Consider the following 14,579-nt stretch of genomic DNA (forward strand, 5'->3'; position numbering starts at 1 on the left):
GGCGCCTCAGCCGCAAGGCACCAGCCGCCACTCCCCGCCGTGCCAGGCCAACCGATGTGTCAGCCGTAGCGCATCGAGAAAGCGCTGGTCGTGCGACACCACCAGGATGGCGCCCGGATAGGCGCTCAAGGCCTGTTCCAGCGCGCGCACCGAATCGATGTCGAGGTGGTTGGTCGGCTCGTCGAGCAGTAGCAACCGGGCCGGACTCCCCGCCCACAACGCGCACGCTAGCGCCGCCTTCAGGCGTTCCCCGCCACTCAACGCACCCGAGGGTTGCCGCACCAGCCCGGCGCCAAGGCCGAGCAAGGACAGGTGACTGCGCAGCACGCCCTCCGGCAAGGGACTGTCCAGCTCCCGCAGCCGCTCCAGCACCGACTGGCCAGGCGGCAGCAGCGAAGCCGCGTGCTGGTCGAGCCAAGCGCTGGGGACACCTGTCGTGCAACTGCCGGAAACGGGCCCGCACATACCGGCCAGCATGTTCAGCAGCGTCGTCTTGCCGCTGCCATTCGGGCCGGTGACAGCTACCCGCACCGGCCCCGACAGCGTCAGGCTGAGCGGGTGCGCGCCAGCCGGGAACGGCGCGACGGCTTTGTCCAGGTGCACCACGCGCTTGCCGGCGGCAACCACCGCGCCCGGCAGCATCAGTGCCACAGGCGGGCCCGGTTCGGTGCGCTGCGCGGCTTGCATGACGGCTTCGTCCAGCGCCGCGCGGGCTTCCTGCTGGCGCCGCTGTTCGCGGCCGGAATATGCCTGCGCGCCATCCTTGAGCCGGCTTAGGTAGATACCGGGCAGGTTAGCCGTCTTGCCCACGCGGTCGTTGCGGGCGGCGCGGCGCTGGTGGGCATCGTGCTGGCGCCGCAGGTCGCGCAGGGCCGAGCTCCTGCTGGCGCGCGCATGGTCAAGCGAGGCCTGCGCGGCGGCGGCTTCGGCATCCCGTTGCGCCGCGTACAGCGTGTAGTTGCCGCCGTAGTGCCGCAAGCCCTCTGGCGTCAGCGCCGCGATGTGCGTCATCTCTTCCAGCAATTCGCGGTCGTGGCTGACCACTACCAGGCCGCCGCGCCATTGCCGCAACTGCTCGCGCAGCCAATGCCGGGCGACAAGATCGAGGTGGTTGCTGGGCTCGTCCAGCACCAGGCCATCGGCACCGGAAAGAAAAGCACCAACCAGCGCCACGCGGGTGAGTTCGCCGCCGCTGAGGCTGCTGGCAGGCCGCTCCGGCTCCAGGTGGCCCAGGCCGGCTGCCTCGCAGGCCAGCCGCAGCTTGTCGCGCAGATCCCAGCGTCCCTCCAGCAGATCGAAGTCCGGCCCACCTGCCTCGCCGCGCTCAAGCCGCGCGAGCGCGTCGAAGGCCGGCGTCAGGCCGGCCACGTCCGCCAGCGTTGCGCCGTCGGCCGGTCTGCCGTCTTGCGGCACATAGGCCACCGTGCCGCTGCGGACCACGCGCCCGGCATCCGGCGCGACAAGGCCCGCCATGACTTTTGCCAGCACGCTCTTGCCGGTGCCGTTGCGACCCACCAGGCCGATGTGCCCGGCATGGAAGGTGTCGCTGAGGTCGTCCAGCAGAACCCGCCCGTCGGGCAGCGCCACGGTGACATGGCGCAGCGACAGCGAGAACGCCGGGGATGAGTTCGAATTGGAGTTCGAATTGGAACCAGTAGGGAAACCGCCGGACGGCGGCGCGCAGAATACCGCGAACGGCATCGATGTGAAGTCAGTCATGCAAGCTCCAGGCAATACGGATAACGCGTCCGGAACCCGAGGGGCTCGACAGGCGCGACCAGTCTTGAAGTGGGCTTACAGGATCATTTGGCGTTGACTCCGGTGATGATGGGGGATGTGACCGGTCAGGCCCTGGCCGAGTTCCCTCGTCCTGCGCCAGCTAGTACCGGACAAGGTAAAGCCCTCTACTTTTACAGCACTTTTCGGCCTGGATAACACAGGGCACCTGGCAGGCTGGCCCGGCAAGCCGCCGCCTTCCTGCCTTTGCCGGCTTTGCATGCCGCAGGCGCTTCCCTCGCCCACCCTTTCGTGCACAGCAATGCGCCATTGCACTTGCTTGTCATGACAAGTATTTACGCCCACTGTGGAGGTGAACAAGCAGGAGTCAACCATGAACACCCACTTCGTCTGGCACTACACCACCGCGACCCATTTGCCGACGATTGCCCAGTCCAGCGCACTGATCCCGACTGCGCAGCCCTTCGCCTCCGCCGCGGCCAAGGTGCTTTGGTTCTCGCGGCAACAGCAGTGGGAACCCTCGGCAGCCAATATCGAATGGAAACGCCGCGACGTTTTTTGTCACCGTGCCAGGAACGATGCCGGTTCGTCGCACGGTCTGTACCGGTTTGGCCTGCCCGGCTCGGATGGCCGGCTGCTGCCCTGGCCTACAGTGACGCGGGTAGCGGGGATCGGCGTGCCCGAGGCGATGGTCATGGTCGCCAACGGTATCCGCGCAGGGGCAAACCCCACGGACTGGCTGGGTACGTTGTCGGCCATCCCGCTTGCCGAACTGCGTTTCCAGGCCTGGAACGGCGAGAAGTGGACGGACGCGGACCTGCATGAATACGAACTCGCGGCGCGGCATGCGAGTGCCGCCGGGACGCAGGCRATCCCTCTCAGGGGCATGGATCTCGCTGCTCGCCGGGGCGCGGCACCCGACCTGCATTGAGAAATGATGCCAACCGATACGAAGCGAGACAGGAGGGCCACCATGTTTCAGCCGCCTCGCATGCCTCATCAGGCACGATAGTTTCCGTTTGCGGAAACTATCGTGCCTTGTCACCATCATCACCTATAGTTTCGCTAAACGGAAACTATATTGACTTTGGCTGTCATCAATCCTATTGTTTCCATATACGGAAACAATGAGCCCGGTTTCACTTCGCATGACGCTTGTTTCCGTAAGACGAAACAATCCCCCAGAAGCCAGGAAGTCTCAAACCCTATGCCGCGCCAGCTGCCAACCTCCCTGCCCCCTCCCCAGCCGCAAATCTCCAGTCTTGGCGAACTCGGCGCGCTCGTCCGTCATCGCCGGCTCAAGCAGAAGCTCAGGATCGACGACGCGGCGAGCTTTTGCGGCGTATCGGCGAATCTTCTGTCGCGGCTGGAAAATGGCCGCCCGGTCCAGACCGACAAGCTCCTGCTCGTCCTTTCCGGACTGGGCCTTGGCATGATCCTGGGACCGAAGGCGGCCACCGCGGATATCGAGATTTCCGCCAGCGCTTTCGAGGGTGCCTGATGGCAACGCACTCGCTCCGCGTTTTCGATGGTGCCGAGCTGGTGGGAGCCGTCCAGTATGACGCGCTGGAAGACAGTTTCTCGTTTGCCTATGACGAGGCCTGGCGTTCGGCCGCGCATCGCTACCCACTCTCGCCAGCCATCCCCTTCGATAGGCCAGCCAGTTCGGCAAGTCTCAGGCGCTTTATTGAGAACCTGCTTCCCGAAGGGCGGGCACTGGACATCGCCTCGGTCTACGGGCAAGTCTCGAAGAACAACGTCTACGGCCTGATCCGCCAGCTTGGCGGGGAAACTGCGGGGGCACTCAGCTTTCATGCCGACGCCCCGCCGCCAGCGCAAGCGCCACAGCTGCGCGAGATCTCCGCCGCTGAACTGAACCAGCGCATCCGCGACCGGGAGCAAGTGCCTTTCACCGTCTGGGATGTCCGGGTTCGCCTGTCCATCGCCGGCTACCAGGACAAACTGGCCGTCTTCATGGACGGGGAGCGCATCTACCTGGCCGACGGGGCCGGCGTCGCGTCCACCCACATCGTCAAGCCCGAGCCGGTCCATGACTCGGCCAGCTGCATGGTGGCAAACGAACACTTCTGCATGACGCTGGCCGGCCGCCTGGGCTTGCCCGTGGCGCCTGTGTCGATACTCCGCATCCCCAGCCCGGTCCTGCTGGTCACGCGCTTTGACCGCGTGAAGGAAAACGGCATCGTCAGGCGCCTGCATATCGTCGATGCATGCCAGGCGCTGGATCTTCCGGTGAGCTACAAATACGAACGGAATTTCGGCGCCGCCAGGGACGTTGCGGCGATCCGCGACGGCGTCAGCTTCGCACGGTTGTTTTCATTGCGAGAGAAAACGGTCGACCAGGCCGTCGCCCAGCGCATCATGCTGCAATGGGCGATTTTCCAGTTCCTGATCGGCAACAGCGACGCGCACGGGAAGAACTTCTCGTTCTTCTGCACGCGAGCCGGGCTGACGCCCACGCCCTTCTACGACCTGGTCTCCGTGGTCCAGTACGATCAGTTCCTGCATGACCTTGCGATGGCGATCGGCGATGCGTTCGACATGGCGGAGGCCACGCCCTATGCCTTCGCGGATTTCATGTCACGCATCGGCATCCGCAGGCCGACCGCCGTGCGGACCATGACAAGCCTGGCGCGCGCCGCTGCCGCGCAGGCCGCCGGGCAAGCGGAGGATCCGGTGTATGTCGGTGAAGAGCGTGACATGGTGCGCTCGATCGTCGCCCTGGTCCGGCGCCAGGCCGACCGCCTCATCGATATGGCGCCGAAGATACTGGCGGTCGACGCAGCCTTGCTGTAGGCCTAGGTGCTCCGGCTTTGCCAGACTCCGCCGCACAGGCAACAGCCCGTCTTTTGTCCCCCATCTTTATTTCACCTCGCGGTCAGGTCTTTGTCTTCATTTCCTGGAACCGGAGGCGCGGCGGCCAGTCATGCCGCGCCCTGCCGGACCGGCCCCGCGGCTGGCAGCGGCACCACCGGGACCGGGTCGACATGGGTCATCACATTCAACACGCCGCGCACTTCCAGCGCGCGCCGGCGCGCCTCCACGGCAACGCGGTGTCCGGCTTCCACGGTCATTGCGCCATCGATCTCAAGGTGCACATCCGCAAGGATGAAGTCGCCCATCTTGCGTGTCTTCAGGTCATGCAGGCCCTGCACGCCTGGCGTGGCAGCCATGGCCTGCCGGATCGCCTCGACGGTCTGCTCGTCCACGGCGCGATCCATCAGGTCGTGCAGCGCGTCGCGGGAAAACGTCCAGCCCATCCTTGTGACCATCAGGCCAACCACCAGCGCCGCTACGGGATCGAGCATGTGGTAGCCGAGCAGATTGCCGCCAATGCCGACCGCGACCACCAGCGACGAAGCCGCATCCGAGCGCGCATGCCACGCATTGGCAACCAGCATGCTGGAGCGCACGCGCTCGGCTACGGCGAGCATGTAGCGGAACAACAGCTCCTTTGCCGCCAGCGCGCCCAATGCCACCCACAGGGCGATGGGCTTGACCGGCAGCACCAACTCCGGTTGCTCGAGCTTTTGCACGGCCGACCACAGCATGCCGACGCCGACCGCGAGCAGCAGCACGCCGATCGCCAGCGACGCGGCCGTCTCGAAACGCTGGTGGCCATAGTGGTGATCGGCGTCCGCGCCCTTGCTGCTATGGTGGCTGGCAAACAGCACCACGAAATCCGAGACCAGGTCGGACAACGAGTGGATGGCATCGGCAATCAACGCCTGCGAGCCGGCGAACAGGCCGGCCAACAGTTGCATGCAGGTCAGCAGGATGTTGACCGCCACGCTCACCCACRTGCTGCGTCGCGCAGCCTGCGCCTTGGCCGGAGCGTCCTCGCCGGATGCTTCGTCTATCGTATCGACTTCCATCGATTTCTCTCTATGGCGTTGGGCGTTGGGGGCGTTGGGGGCGTTGGGGGCATTGGGGGCGTGGGGCTCGGGCGATCTCGCTTCGCGTGGCAGCCAGCCAGGGTGGCACCTGGCCGCAGCAATCCATATGCGGCCAAATGCTATATCAATTTACCTATTGATGCCGCGGGCAGCCCTCAACACCGCTGGCCCGTCAGTGCGACATCAGCAACGGAATTTCGGCATGGCGCATCAGCGTGCGCGTGGTGCCGCCCGTTACCAGCTCGCGCAAGCGTGCGTGGCCATAGCCACCCGCCACCAGCAGATCGGCCCCCAGGTGGCGCACGGCTTCCAGCAGCAGCCGGCCCACCCGGTCGCTGCCTTGCACGGCATGCATGACAGCGGTGATGCCGTGCCGCGCCAGATGATCGCGCAGGCCTGCGTGCGCGCCGGGGACATCGGGCATACCGTGGGTGCCTGTCCGATCATGCGTGCTCGACGCCGAAACCACCGTGACACGCCGCGCCTGGCGCAGCAGGGGCATTGCATCCGCCACCGCGCGGGCAGCCTCCCGTCCGCCGTCCCAGGCGATGGCCACATGCTCGCAAGTCAGGCGGCGCGCGCCAGGCGGCACCAGCAACACCGGCCGGCCGGCGTTGAGCATCACATACTCGGCAGTCTGCGCCACCAGCACGGGGACGGATTCCGGGCCGGGCGGGCGGGCCAGGACAACCAGGTCGGCCATCCGCCCCTGTTGGGCCAGGGCCCAGCCGGGCTCGTCCTCGATGAGCCGGTGCGTGAAGCCCACGCCCGGCGCCGCCTCGTGCATGGCACGATGGAAAGCGGCGCTGGCTTCGGCGCCCTGCGCCAGCAACTGGCGCCTGGCCAGTTCGGCGTAGCGCCCGGCCTCGTCGCCCGCGCCCCGGAAAGGCTCGAGCCGCATGCCGGTGGCTGTCACGCCGATCACATGGCCCGCGGAGCGCTGCGCCAGCCCGGCGGCAAGGCCGACGCGATCCGCACAGCCAGCGTCGGCGCCGAGTTCGACCAGCACGGTCTTGAAATCCATGGTGTTTTCCCTCCGTTCCGGGGACGTCCGCGAACGCGCGGAGACGTTGTCCGACCATCCGGGATGGACTCTACTCCGTGTGCCGTGCAGCGCAAGCGGGCGATGCGCGGGTGTTGCGGCAGATCAAGTTTTCTCCTGCCCCGAGTCCCCCTGCGCCGGGGTGCGCCGTGGCTCAATCTGGCTGGGCATCGGCGCCAGGCTGCGGATCAGCATGATGCTCATGTCGCTGAACGCCTGCGTGCATTGCGCCAGCGTGCCCCGCCACGCGGCATCTGCCAGCGTCAGGTTCTCCCACACCTCGACCGGGTGCGCCGGCGCAACGCCCTGGGCCACCAGCCAGGCGGCGATGTCCCTGGGCATGAAATCCCAGGGACGTGGAATGACGATGGCATTGCGCTGGTCCGCCAGCACATGCAGGAGATGGCGCTTGAACGGATCCAGGTCGCCGCGCCGGTGGAACGTCAGGAAGGTGGTTTCGTCGAAACAAACCTTGCCGCGCGCGGCCAGCACCTGGGCGGCGGAAATGCCAGGTACGGTTTCCACCGGATGGCCGCAAGCCCGCTCCACCCGCTCCAGGTACTGGAAGCCGCTGAAGTGCATGTCGCCCATGAACAGCACCACGCAGCGGCGGCCGGCATGATGCTCGGCCGCAACCCAGTCGAGCCGCTCGACCTGGTCCTGGTAGCCCATGGTGACAATCCGGGCATTCGGCGGCACCAGCGGCCGTATGACCTCGATGACCGTATCGAATCCGGCCACGATGTCGGCGCCGAGGATGAGGTCCGCTACGCCAAGGGTGAGGAAGTCAAGGTGCCCGGGACCTACGCCGGCGCAGATGATCATGGGAAATTCCGGTTCGATGGGAACGGCACGTGCATCGCGCCGCCAGGACAGCGCGCCATTATGCCAAGCCGGCCGCGTCGCGCCGGCCTTGCGGCAGGCGCTGCCATTGCGGTCCTGCGCGGGCAACCCGCGGTTTTCAGCGGTCGCTGAATCAAGTCCCCGATAGCGGTATGCAAAAAAAACTTCAGGATCCGCTACCGGATGCCGATACCTGCATCAGAGCCGAGTCAATGTCCCATGAGCCCAGGCGGGCCAGGCAGGCATTCTCGGGCGTTAGCGACGTTTACCTCACCCATGCCAGACAGAGACAAAGCGCTCAGCATAGCCGACCCGCATCAGTTGTTCCGCAATTCGCTTGAGCAAGCTTCCGACGCCGTCTTCGTACTGAACACGGACAACCGGGTRATCTTCCTGAACGCAGCGGCGGAGACACTCTATGGGGCATCCCGCAAGCAAGTCTTCGGGATGGACGTGGACGCGCTCGTGCAAAAGCTGCCCGGCATCGGCGCGCGCGCTCACGGCGCGGAACCCGGTCAGGACGGCGAGCATGCCCTGCCTTTGCCCGCCGTCCAGATCCTGCGGCCGGACGGCGAGCGGCGCTTTGGCTTTATCGCGGAGGCCAGTACCCGGCTCGGAGACGTCACGCTGCGCACGCTACTGTTGAAGGTGGCGGGCARCATCGAACCCAGCCGCGACGACCATCCACTGCTTTCGGTCATCGCCGACGAGATCGACAGCGCGGTCCTCGTGGTCGATGACGACTGGCATATTGTGTACGCGAACGCCGGGCTCACGCGCATGCTCGGCTACACGCGCGGCGAGATGGTTGGAAAGACGCCGCGCGAGCTGCTAGCCCGCGAATTCACGGATCCGGGCGTGATGGAGCGGCTGCATGCCCACCGCTCCTCCCCCGGCGGCGAACGCCATGAAGCGCTGGTGTACGCGCGCGATGGCAGCCCGCTGTGGGTCTCCGCCACGGTCCGGCATCTGGTCGCCAGCGACCGTCATCCGACCGGGGGCGACCGGCATCACGGCATCGTCATCCTCACGGATATCACTCAGCAGAAAGCCTACGAACTGCTGCAGCGAAAGGTGTTGCAGGCCATGGTGATGGAGCAGCCGCTCCCGGCCGTGATGGAACTGATCTGTGAGGAAGTGCAACGCGTTGCGCCTTCAGTGATTGCTTCGGTACTGCGGGTGGACGCCGACGGCCGTTTGCGCCCGCTGGCCGCGCCGAGCCTGCCGGCGCACTACGCGGCGGCACTGGACGGCATGAGCATAGGGCCCGCTGCCGGCTCCTGCGGCTCGGCCGCCTGGCTGGGCGAGCCGGTGGTGGTCAGCGATATCGCCAACGATCCGCTGTGGGCGGATTACCGCGATCTCGCCCTGCCGCTTGGCCTGGCGGCGTGCTGGTCGTATCCGATCAAGGCCAGCGACGGGCGCGTACTCGCCACGCTGGCGTTCTACTATCGCACTGTCCGCCAGCCAGATGCGTTCCACCTACAGCTCTTCGAGGTGTGCACTTCGCTATGCAAGCTCGCGTTTGAACGCGAGGCAGCGGCCGAGCGGATCATGCAGCTCGACCACTACGATTCGCTGACCGGCCTGCCCAACCGCAGCCTGCTGCAGATGCAGGCTAGCACCCTGCTGCTCGCCGCACGCCAGGCCGGCACCACGCTCTGCGTGCTGTTCGTCGACCTGGACCGTTTCAAGCATATCAACGACTCGCTTGGCCACGCCGGCGGCGACAAGCTGTTGCGCGAGGTTGCCCAGCGCCTGATCGCGCATGCCGGAGAATCCGCGCTGGTGGCACGGCTTTCGGGCGACGAGTTCGCTCTGGTACTGCCCGACAGCGACCGCCCCCGGACCATTGCCGCGGGCAAGCGCATCCTGGCCGCGCTGCACCAGCCGCTGCGCATCGATCACGCCAGCATCGCTCCGTCGGCCAGCATCGGAATCAGCATGTTTCCCGCCGACGGCGATGCCCTGGACTACCTGCTGCACTGCGCCGAGATGGCCATGTACGACGCCAAGGCCGCGGGGCGCAACCTGTTCCGCTTCTTCAGCATCGAGATGAACTGGGCCGCCCAGGAGCGCCTTGCGCTGGAATCGGCACTGCGCGATGCCTTGCTCGCGGAGGAACTGCATCTCAATTTCCAGCCCCAGGTGTTCCTGCGGGATGGGCGGCTCTACGGCCTGGAAGTCCTGGTCCGCTGGCATCACCCGCATTTCGGCATGGTGTCGCCCGACCGCTTCGTACCGCTGGCCGAAGACAGCGGCCTGATCGGCGCACTCGATCGCTGGGTGCTGGAGCAATCGTGCGCGCAACTCGCCGCCTGGCGCCTGCAGGGGCTGTCCGTGCCCACGATCTCGGTCAATATCTCGCCCGCCAGCTTCCGGGACCCGGGGCTGCCGGCACAAGTGGCCGAGACCCTGGCCCGCCACGGCCTGCCCGCCCAGGCGCTGGTGCTGGAGATGACCGAGGGGCTGCTGATGGAGGATGACGCCGGCATTGCCGCCACCGTCGCGGCCATCCACGCACAGGGCGTACGCTTGTCCATGGACGACTTCGGCACGGGATATTCCAGCCTTGGCTATCTCAGGCAGTTGCCCGTGCACCAGCTCAAGCTTGACAAGAGTTTCGTGATCGACCTGGAAAGCGATGCCGCCGCCCGCGAACTGGCCAGCGCCGTCATCCGTATTGGCGACAGCCTGAAACTCGCGGTGGTCGCCGAAGGCGTGGAAAACGAAGCGCAGCGCCAGTTCCTGCTCTCGCAGGGATGCCATATGGGACAAGGCTACCTGTTCTCGCGCCCGCTGGACGCCGCCGCGGTAGCACGCTGGATCACCACGCCACGGCCGGCCGAACACCAGTCCGCGGTGCCCGGCGACCGGCATTCCAGGCGCTGAGGGCAACGTTCACGTCTGGACCCGCCCAGGGCGATAGCCCGGGCGGTTCGCGCGGCCGGCTCAGGACGGCGAAGCCGGTCTCGCGTTTCCAGCCGCGCCCGCCGCTTTGGCGGCCTGCGCTCAGGCTTCCTCGCCCCCCACCTGCGCCTCGCCACCAAGCCGTGGCTTGGTGGCATAAGCTACGCCATGCATTTCCAGATAGTCGCGAATCAACTGGCGCACTACCTGGGAGGGCGTCTTGTCCTGTGCCGCGCACAGGTTCTCGAAGGCGTTCTTCTTCACCGGGTCGATCAGCAGGGTGAGACGGGCGGTTTTGGATTCCATGGGATTGCAGAGTGCCAGCCAGTGCGCCAGCAATGTTAATTTGATTAACATTTAATGATAATAGAACAACGGCCCAAGGGCAACCGACCGTCTTTCGTGCTGTGCAAAGGACTGGGCATTATCGATGTTTTTACCGAGGGTGCCGGGGGGCTGGCCATGTGATATCCCCGCTCGACCTCATCCACGGCTTGCTTTATTCCTGTACCGGGGCCGGTTGCCGTGGTGGCCGCGCAACGCCCCACCGGCCGCATGGCTGCCGCGGTCATCATCGCGCCATGGATCAGGGCAGCCATGGTGATGACCACGCGGCTCGCGCGGTACACTCCGTGGCTCGGACGCAACTGATTTACGGCCCAACACCACAAAGGTTCGCGCAGACACATTGCTTTGCAATTGCCCGGCTCGCCGCTATCTACAATCGAATTGTCGGGAGGCACATCCCGCCCATCAACGAGCCAGCAACGCATCATGCAGGACCAAGCTTTACCTCCCATCGTGATTTGCCTGCAGGGCCTGCGCGAGTTTGCCGCTTCGCTCACCGCGGGCTCCTTGCTCCAGTCCGCCACCTTGCAGGTGATCGCCGAATACGAACGCAATGCCCGGACTTCCGAGGACGCGTACTGCGCGCGGCTCCACTGCTGGGACTAGCCGCGGATCCAGCGGGACTGCCGTGCCGGCCGTTCAATGCCGGCACGCCAGCGGAGAGCGCGCGCCGCCGTCGCGCACCAGCGGCAGGATCGTAGGCGCGAGCGATTTCAGCAGTTGCACGGACAGCGCGCTGGTGAAGGCGTAGCGCGCGGCGTAGGGTTCCTGCACATAAGCCGTAACGTTGCCGAAATAACGGTCGCCAAGGAAGAATACGAAGGTGGCCGAGCGGCTGACCACGCGCGAGGAAATCAGCCGGCCGCCCGGCCCGTAGACTTCGTAGCGATGGTCGCCGGTGCCGGTCTTGCCGCCGGCCAGGATGCCGCTGCTGCCCAGCGCGGCTTTCAGCGAGCCAGCCGTGCCCGAATTCACCACGCCGACCAGCGCCGCGCGCACTACCTCCGAGATGTCCTCGCTCAACAGCCGCTTGCCCTGCCCGGCCAGCCCGAAATCGGTGGCGTATGGCGTGCCCTGCGCGAATTCCAGGCTGCGCAGCGCGGTCGCCTGCTGGCGCACGCCATTGCCCTGGATAATCCCGACCAGTTCGGCCAGGGCGGCGGGACGATCGCCGGCAGCGCCGATCGCCGAGGCATATGACGGCGTGATCCCGCTGAACGGATAGCCCAGCCGTTGCCAGCGCCGCGCGATTTCGGCGAAAGCCTGGCGCTCCAGCTGGCTGCGGATGCGGCGGGTCTGGCCACCGGGATTGCGAGCCTTGAACAGCCAGACGTACACCTCCTGGCGCTGGTCGGCGCTGTCGCGCAAGACTTCATCCAGGCTGGCGTCAGGCCGCTGGCGCAGGTAATCCAGCAGCCATAGCTCCAGCGGATGCACCCGTGCGAGGTAGCCGCGGTCGTTGAGCGAGAAGCTGGTCTGGCCGTACTTGCGGTACAGCGTCGCCAGCTTGTCATCGGTCAGCCCCACGCGCGGCAGGGTGGCACGCATGATCTTGTTGAACTGCTCCGGATCGATGTCAGGTTCGACGCTACGTAGCGCCACCGCCAGCCCCACCGGCGAGAAGTACCGGTTTTCCAGCAAGCGCTTCAACGCTTCCTGATGGGTCTTGCCGCGATACTTCGAATAAAAAGCGCGCAGGTAGTCGCTACCCTCCTTGTCGGCAAAGCGGACCAGGTAGGCCCGCCGCTGCGGCGCGGCCGGGTTGTTCAGCCACTCGTCGGCATCGGGATGCAGCCGGTAGGTCTCGTAACGCACGATATCCCGCATCAGGCGGATGAAGACCAGGTTCACGGAATGCTCGAAACCCTCCCGCACGGGCATGATCTTCGTGTTCTCCCAACGCTCGAAGTTGGTGAAGGTCTGTAGCCCGCCGCCGGTAAAGAACGCTTCGCCCGCCCCGCCGGAGTAGCGGCGCAGCATGGCGGCCTCCAGGATGGCGCGACGGCTCTTGTCGGAAGCGGTGAGCAGGTAGTTCAAAACCCACTGGGTCAACACATCGAGCTTGGCCGGCTTGACCTCGCGCAACCCGGCGGGCGCCATGTCGGCATATTTCTCATGCAGTTCCGAGATGATCTCGAGGTAAGTCACCAGCGTGCGCAGCTTGGCGGTGGAGCCCAGGTTAAGCCGCGCGCCGCGGTTGAGGTCGAACGGCAGGTCCAGGTTGTCGGCCTGCACGCGCAGCAGGTTCGCGCCGTCGATCTTCTCGTAGAGCGTGAAGCTGATCGCCAGCTTGCCGGGGTCGTCGCCTTCGCGCAGCAGGTTGTGGCCATACATGTTGAAGGCATGGGCGCCATCGCGCGTGCCCGCCTTCAATAGCGCCTCTGTGACGACACGTTGCAGACCGGTATTGATGGTGCTATGGGCCGTCAGGTCGAGGCGGTCCAGTTCATAGCTGCTGTCGAGATCGAGATAGCGCAGCAGGTCGGTGCGCACGCCGCTCAGGGCCTTGCGCGAAACAAACGAGATTTCGGGCCGGTCCAGCGACGGGGGAGACAGCTTCAGTGGCTGCGCCAGCGCCGCATCGCGCAGCCACGGCGGGATGGCGCCCGCAGCCGCCAGCAAGCGCAGGTAGCTGTCGGTCAATGCCACCAGCCCGGCGGTATTGCGGCGCAGGAAATGCGATGGCCCGCGCTGCGCGATGATCAGCGAAAGCGCCTCCTTGAACACCTTCGCCTGCCGCTCGCCGAGTTCGCCTTCGCCCTGGCCAGCGCCGGGTCCCGGGCCTGCCGCATTCGCCAGCAAGCGGTTGGCCTCGTCGAAATCCTGCCCGTACCAGGCCCACAGGCCATCCCCCAGCCCGTTGATCTCGCCCAGGCCGGCACGGGCCGAAAGCGGCACGGAGTTCAGGTAATCGAGCAGGATGCGCTGCCTGGCGGCCACGGTGTTCGGGCCGTCCAGATAGGCGCGCATCGACGCGCTGGCCATCTGCCGAAGCTTTTCCTTGGGCGAACTGGTTCGTCCCGCGCGCGAATGGCGGTATTTCTCGATCTGGGTGGCGAGCGTGCTGCYGCCGGCGGCGTCGTGCTTGTCGTTGAAAAAGCGCACGCCCTGGTCCATTGCGGCGCGCGTGAAGCGCCGCACATCAAGCGCGGGGTTGCGCGTGGGAAATTCGGGATCGAGCAGGTCGCGGTTCTCGATAAAGAGCAAGGCGCCCACCAGCAAGCCTGGAATCTGGTCGAAGCTGCCGTAGGTACGGGGCGGCGCGCTCCTGGCATTGAACGCCTCATCATTGCAATCGAGCAGGTCCAGGCGCGCATGGGTCTTTTCGTGGTACGGCGCGAATAAGCCGGAATCGGTCAGCTCGAGCATCTGGTCGGACCAGCGCGCCTGGCGTTCGCGGCGATAACCGCGCGCCTCCAGCAGTTCCGTGAACTGCGGCAAGCGGCTGTAGCCGAAGCGCAGATCATAAGGCCCGTCTTCCGGAAAGCGGATGCGATCACTCGGACCGTCCTTCACCGCGAACGCGATGTCCTTCGCCCGCCCGGCAAAGTAGCGCGCCTGCAACCGCGAAGTGGCCAGCTCCTCGCTGACGGCCGCGCAGACGAAGTAGACGCCACTAATGAGCAGCGCCAATAACAGTAGCCTGGGCCAGAGACGTCGACGCACGATTCAGGTCCGTTTGCGAGGAAACCGGGGATTCCCGGCACTTCGGCCACCGCAGGCCGCCTGCTGGTAACGATGGCACCGTTCCGCCACCTTTGTCACTACGTATACCCTAGTCCAAT

Annotated in this window: 11 protein-coding genes; 5 read left to right on the forward strand and 6 right to left on the reverse strand. The window is 65.9% G+C overall.

Annotated features, from left to right (window positions below; genetic code table 11):
• Positions 1 to 6: 6 nt before the first annotated feature.
• On the reverse strand, positions 7 to 1,719 hold the full coding sequence (locus AC1DT6_RS20395; RefSeq protein ID WP_441629068.1) for an ABC-F family ATP-binding cassette domain-containing protein: 1,713 nt from the start codon (positions 1,717 to 1,719) through the stop codon (positions 7 to 9).
• Between the two features lie 391 nt (positions 1,720 to 2,110).
• Between AC1DT6_RS20395 and AC1DT6_RS20400 the strand changes: the two genes are divergently transcribed.
• The 3 genes from AC1DT6_RS20400 to AC1DT6_RS20410 all read left to right on the forward strand — a co-directional run bounded on the left by AC1DT6_RS20400 (position 2,111) and on the right by AC1DT6_RS20410 (position 4,551).
• Entirely contained in the window at positions 2,111 to 2,668 is a 558-nt protein-coding gene (locus AC1DT6_RS20400) for a hypothetical protein (RefSeq protein ID WP_441629070.1), read from the forward strand.
• A gap of 276 nt (positions 2,669 to 2,944) precedes the next feature.
• Positions 2,945 to 3,238: a helix-turn-helix domain-containing protein gene (locus AC1DT6_RS20405; RefSeq protein WP_441629072.1), complete on the forward strand. Its 294-nt coding sequence runs from the start codon at positions 2,945 to 2,947 to the stop codon at positions 3,236 to 3,238.
• Entirely contained in the window at positions 3,238 to 4,551 is a 1,314-nt protein-coding gene (locus tag AC1DT6_RS20410) for a HipA domain-containing protein (RefSeq protein WP_441629074.1), read from the forward strand. Before AC1DT6_RS20405 ends, AC1DT6_RS20410 begins: the two co-directional genes overlap by 1 nt.
• A gap of 128 nt (positions 4,552 to 4,679) precedes the next feature.
• On the opposite strand, the gene AC1DT6_RS20415 is transcribed toward AC1DT6_RS20410, so the two are convergent.
• The 3 genes from AC1DT6_RS20415 to AC1DT6_RS20425 form a co-directional block, all read right to left on the reverse strand.
• Positions 4,680 to 5,630 (reverse strand): cation diffusion facilitator family transporter, encoded by a 951-nt coding sequence (locus AC1DT6_RS20415; protein WP_477114831.1) that lies wholly within the window; start codon positions 5,628 to 5,630, stop codon positions 4,680 to 4,682.
• A 193-nt stretch (positions 5,631 to 5,823) separates the two neighbouring features.
• On the reverse strand, positions 5,824 to 6,675 hold the full coding sequence (locus AC1DT6_RS20420; protein ID WP_441629078.1) for a universal stress protein: 852 nt from the start codon (positions 6,673 to 6,675) through the stop codon (positions 5,824 to 5,826).
• Positions 6,676 to 6,798: 123 nt separating this feature from the next.
• Positions 6,799 to 7,518 (reverse strand): cobalt-precorrin-7 (C(5))-methyltransferase, encoded by a 720-nt coding sequence (locus tag AC1DT6_RS20425; protein ID WP_441629080.1) that lies wholly within the window; start codon positions 7,516 to 7,518, stop codon positions 6,799 to 6,801.
• Positions 7,519 to 7,812: 294 nt separating this feature from the next.
• On the opposite strand from AC1DT6_RS20425, the gene AC1DT6_RS20430 reads away from it, so the two are divergent.
• Positions 7,813 to 10,428, forward strand: coding sequence for a sensor domain-containing protein (locus AC1DT6_RS20430; RefSeq protein ID WP_477114832.1), 2,616 nt, complete (start codon positions 7,813 to 7,815; stop codon positions 10,426 to 10,428).
• A gap of 120 nt (positions 10,429 to 10,548) precedes the next feature.
• On the opposite strand, the gene AC1DT6_RS20435 is transcribed toward AC1DT6_RS20430, so the two are convergent.
• Positions 10,549 to 10,752 carry a CopG family transcriptional regulator gene (locus AC1DT6_RS20435; protein ID WP_441629084.1) on the reverse strand — a complete coding sequence of 68 codons (204 nt, stop codon included), beginning with the start codon at positions 10,750 to 10,752 and terminating at the stop codon, positions 10,549 to 10,551.
• Between the two features lie 468 nt (positions 10,753 to 11,220).
• On the opposite strand from AC1DT6_RS20435, the gene AC1DT6_RS20440 reads away from it, so the two are divergent.
• Positions 11,221 to 11,400, forward strand: a complete 180-nt coding sequence (locus tag AC1DT6_RS20440) for a hypothetical protein (protein WP_035864305.1) — start codon at positions 11,221 to 11,223, stop codon at positions 11,398 to 11,400.
• A gap of 33 nt (positions 11,401 to 11,433) precedes the next feature.
• Here AC1DT6_RS20440 and AC1DT6_RS20445 read toward each other — a convergent pair whose 3' ends face one another.
• Complete coding sequence (locus tag AC1DT6_RS20445; RefSeq protein WP_477114833.1) at positions 11,434 to 14,427, reverse strand: transglycosylase domain-containing protein; 2,994 nt, start codon at positions 14,425 to 14,427, stop codon at positions 11,434 to 11,436.
• Between the last annotated feature and the right edge of the window lie 152 nt (positions 14,428 to 14,579).

This window comes from Cupriavidus sp. 01L45, from assembly GCF_056399885.1.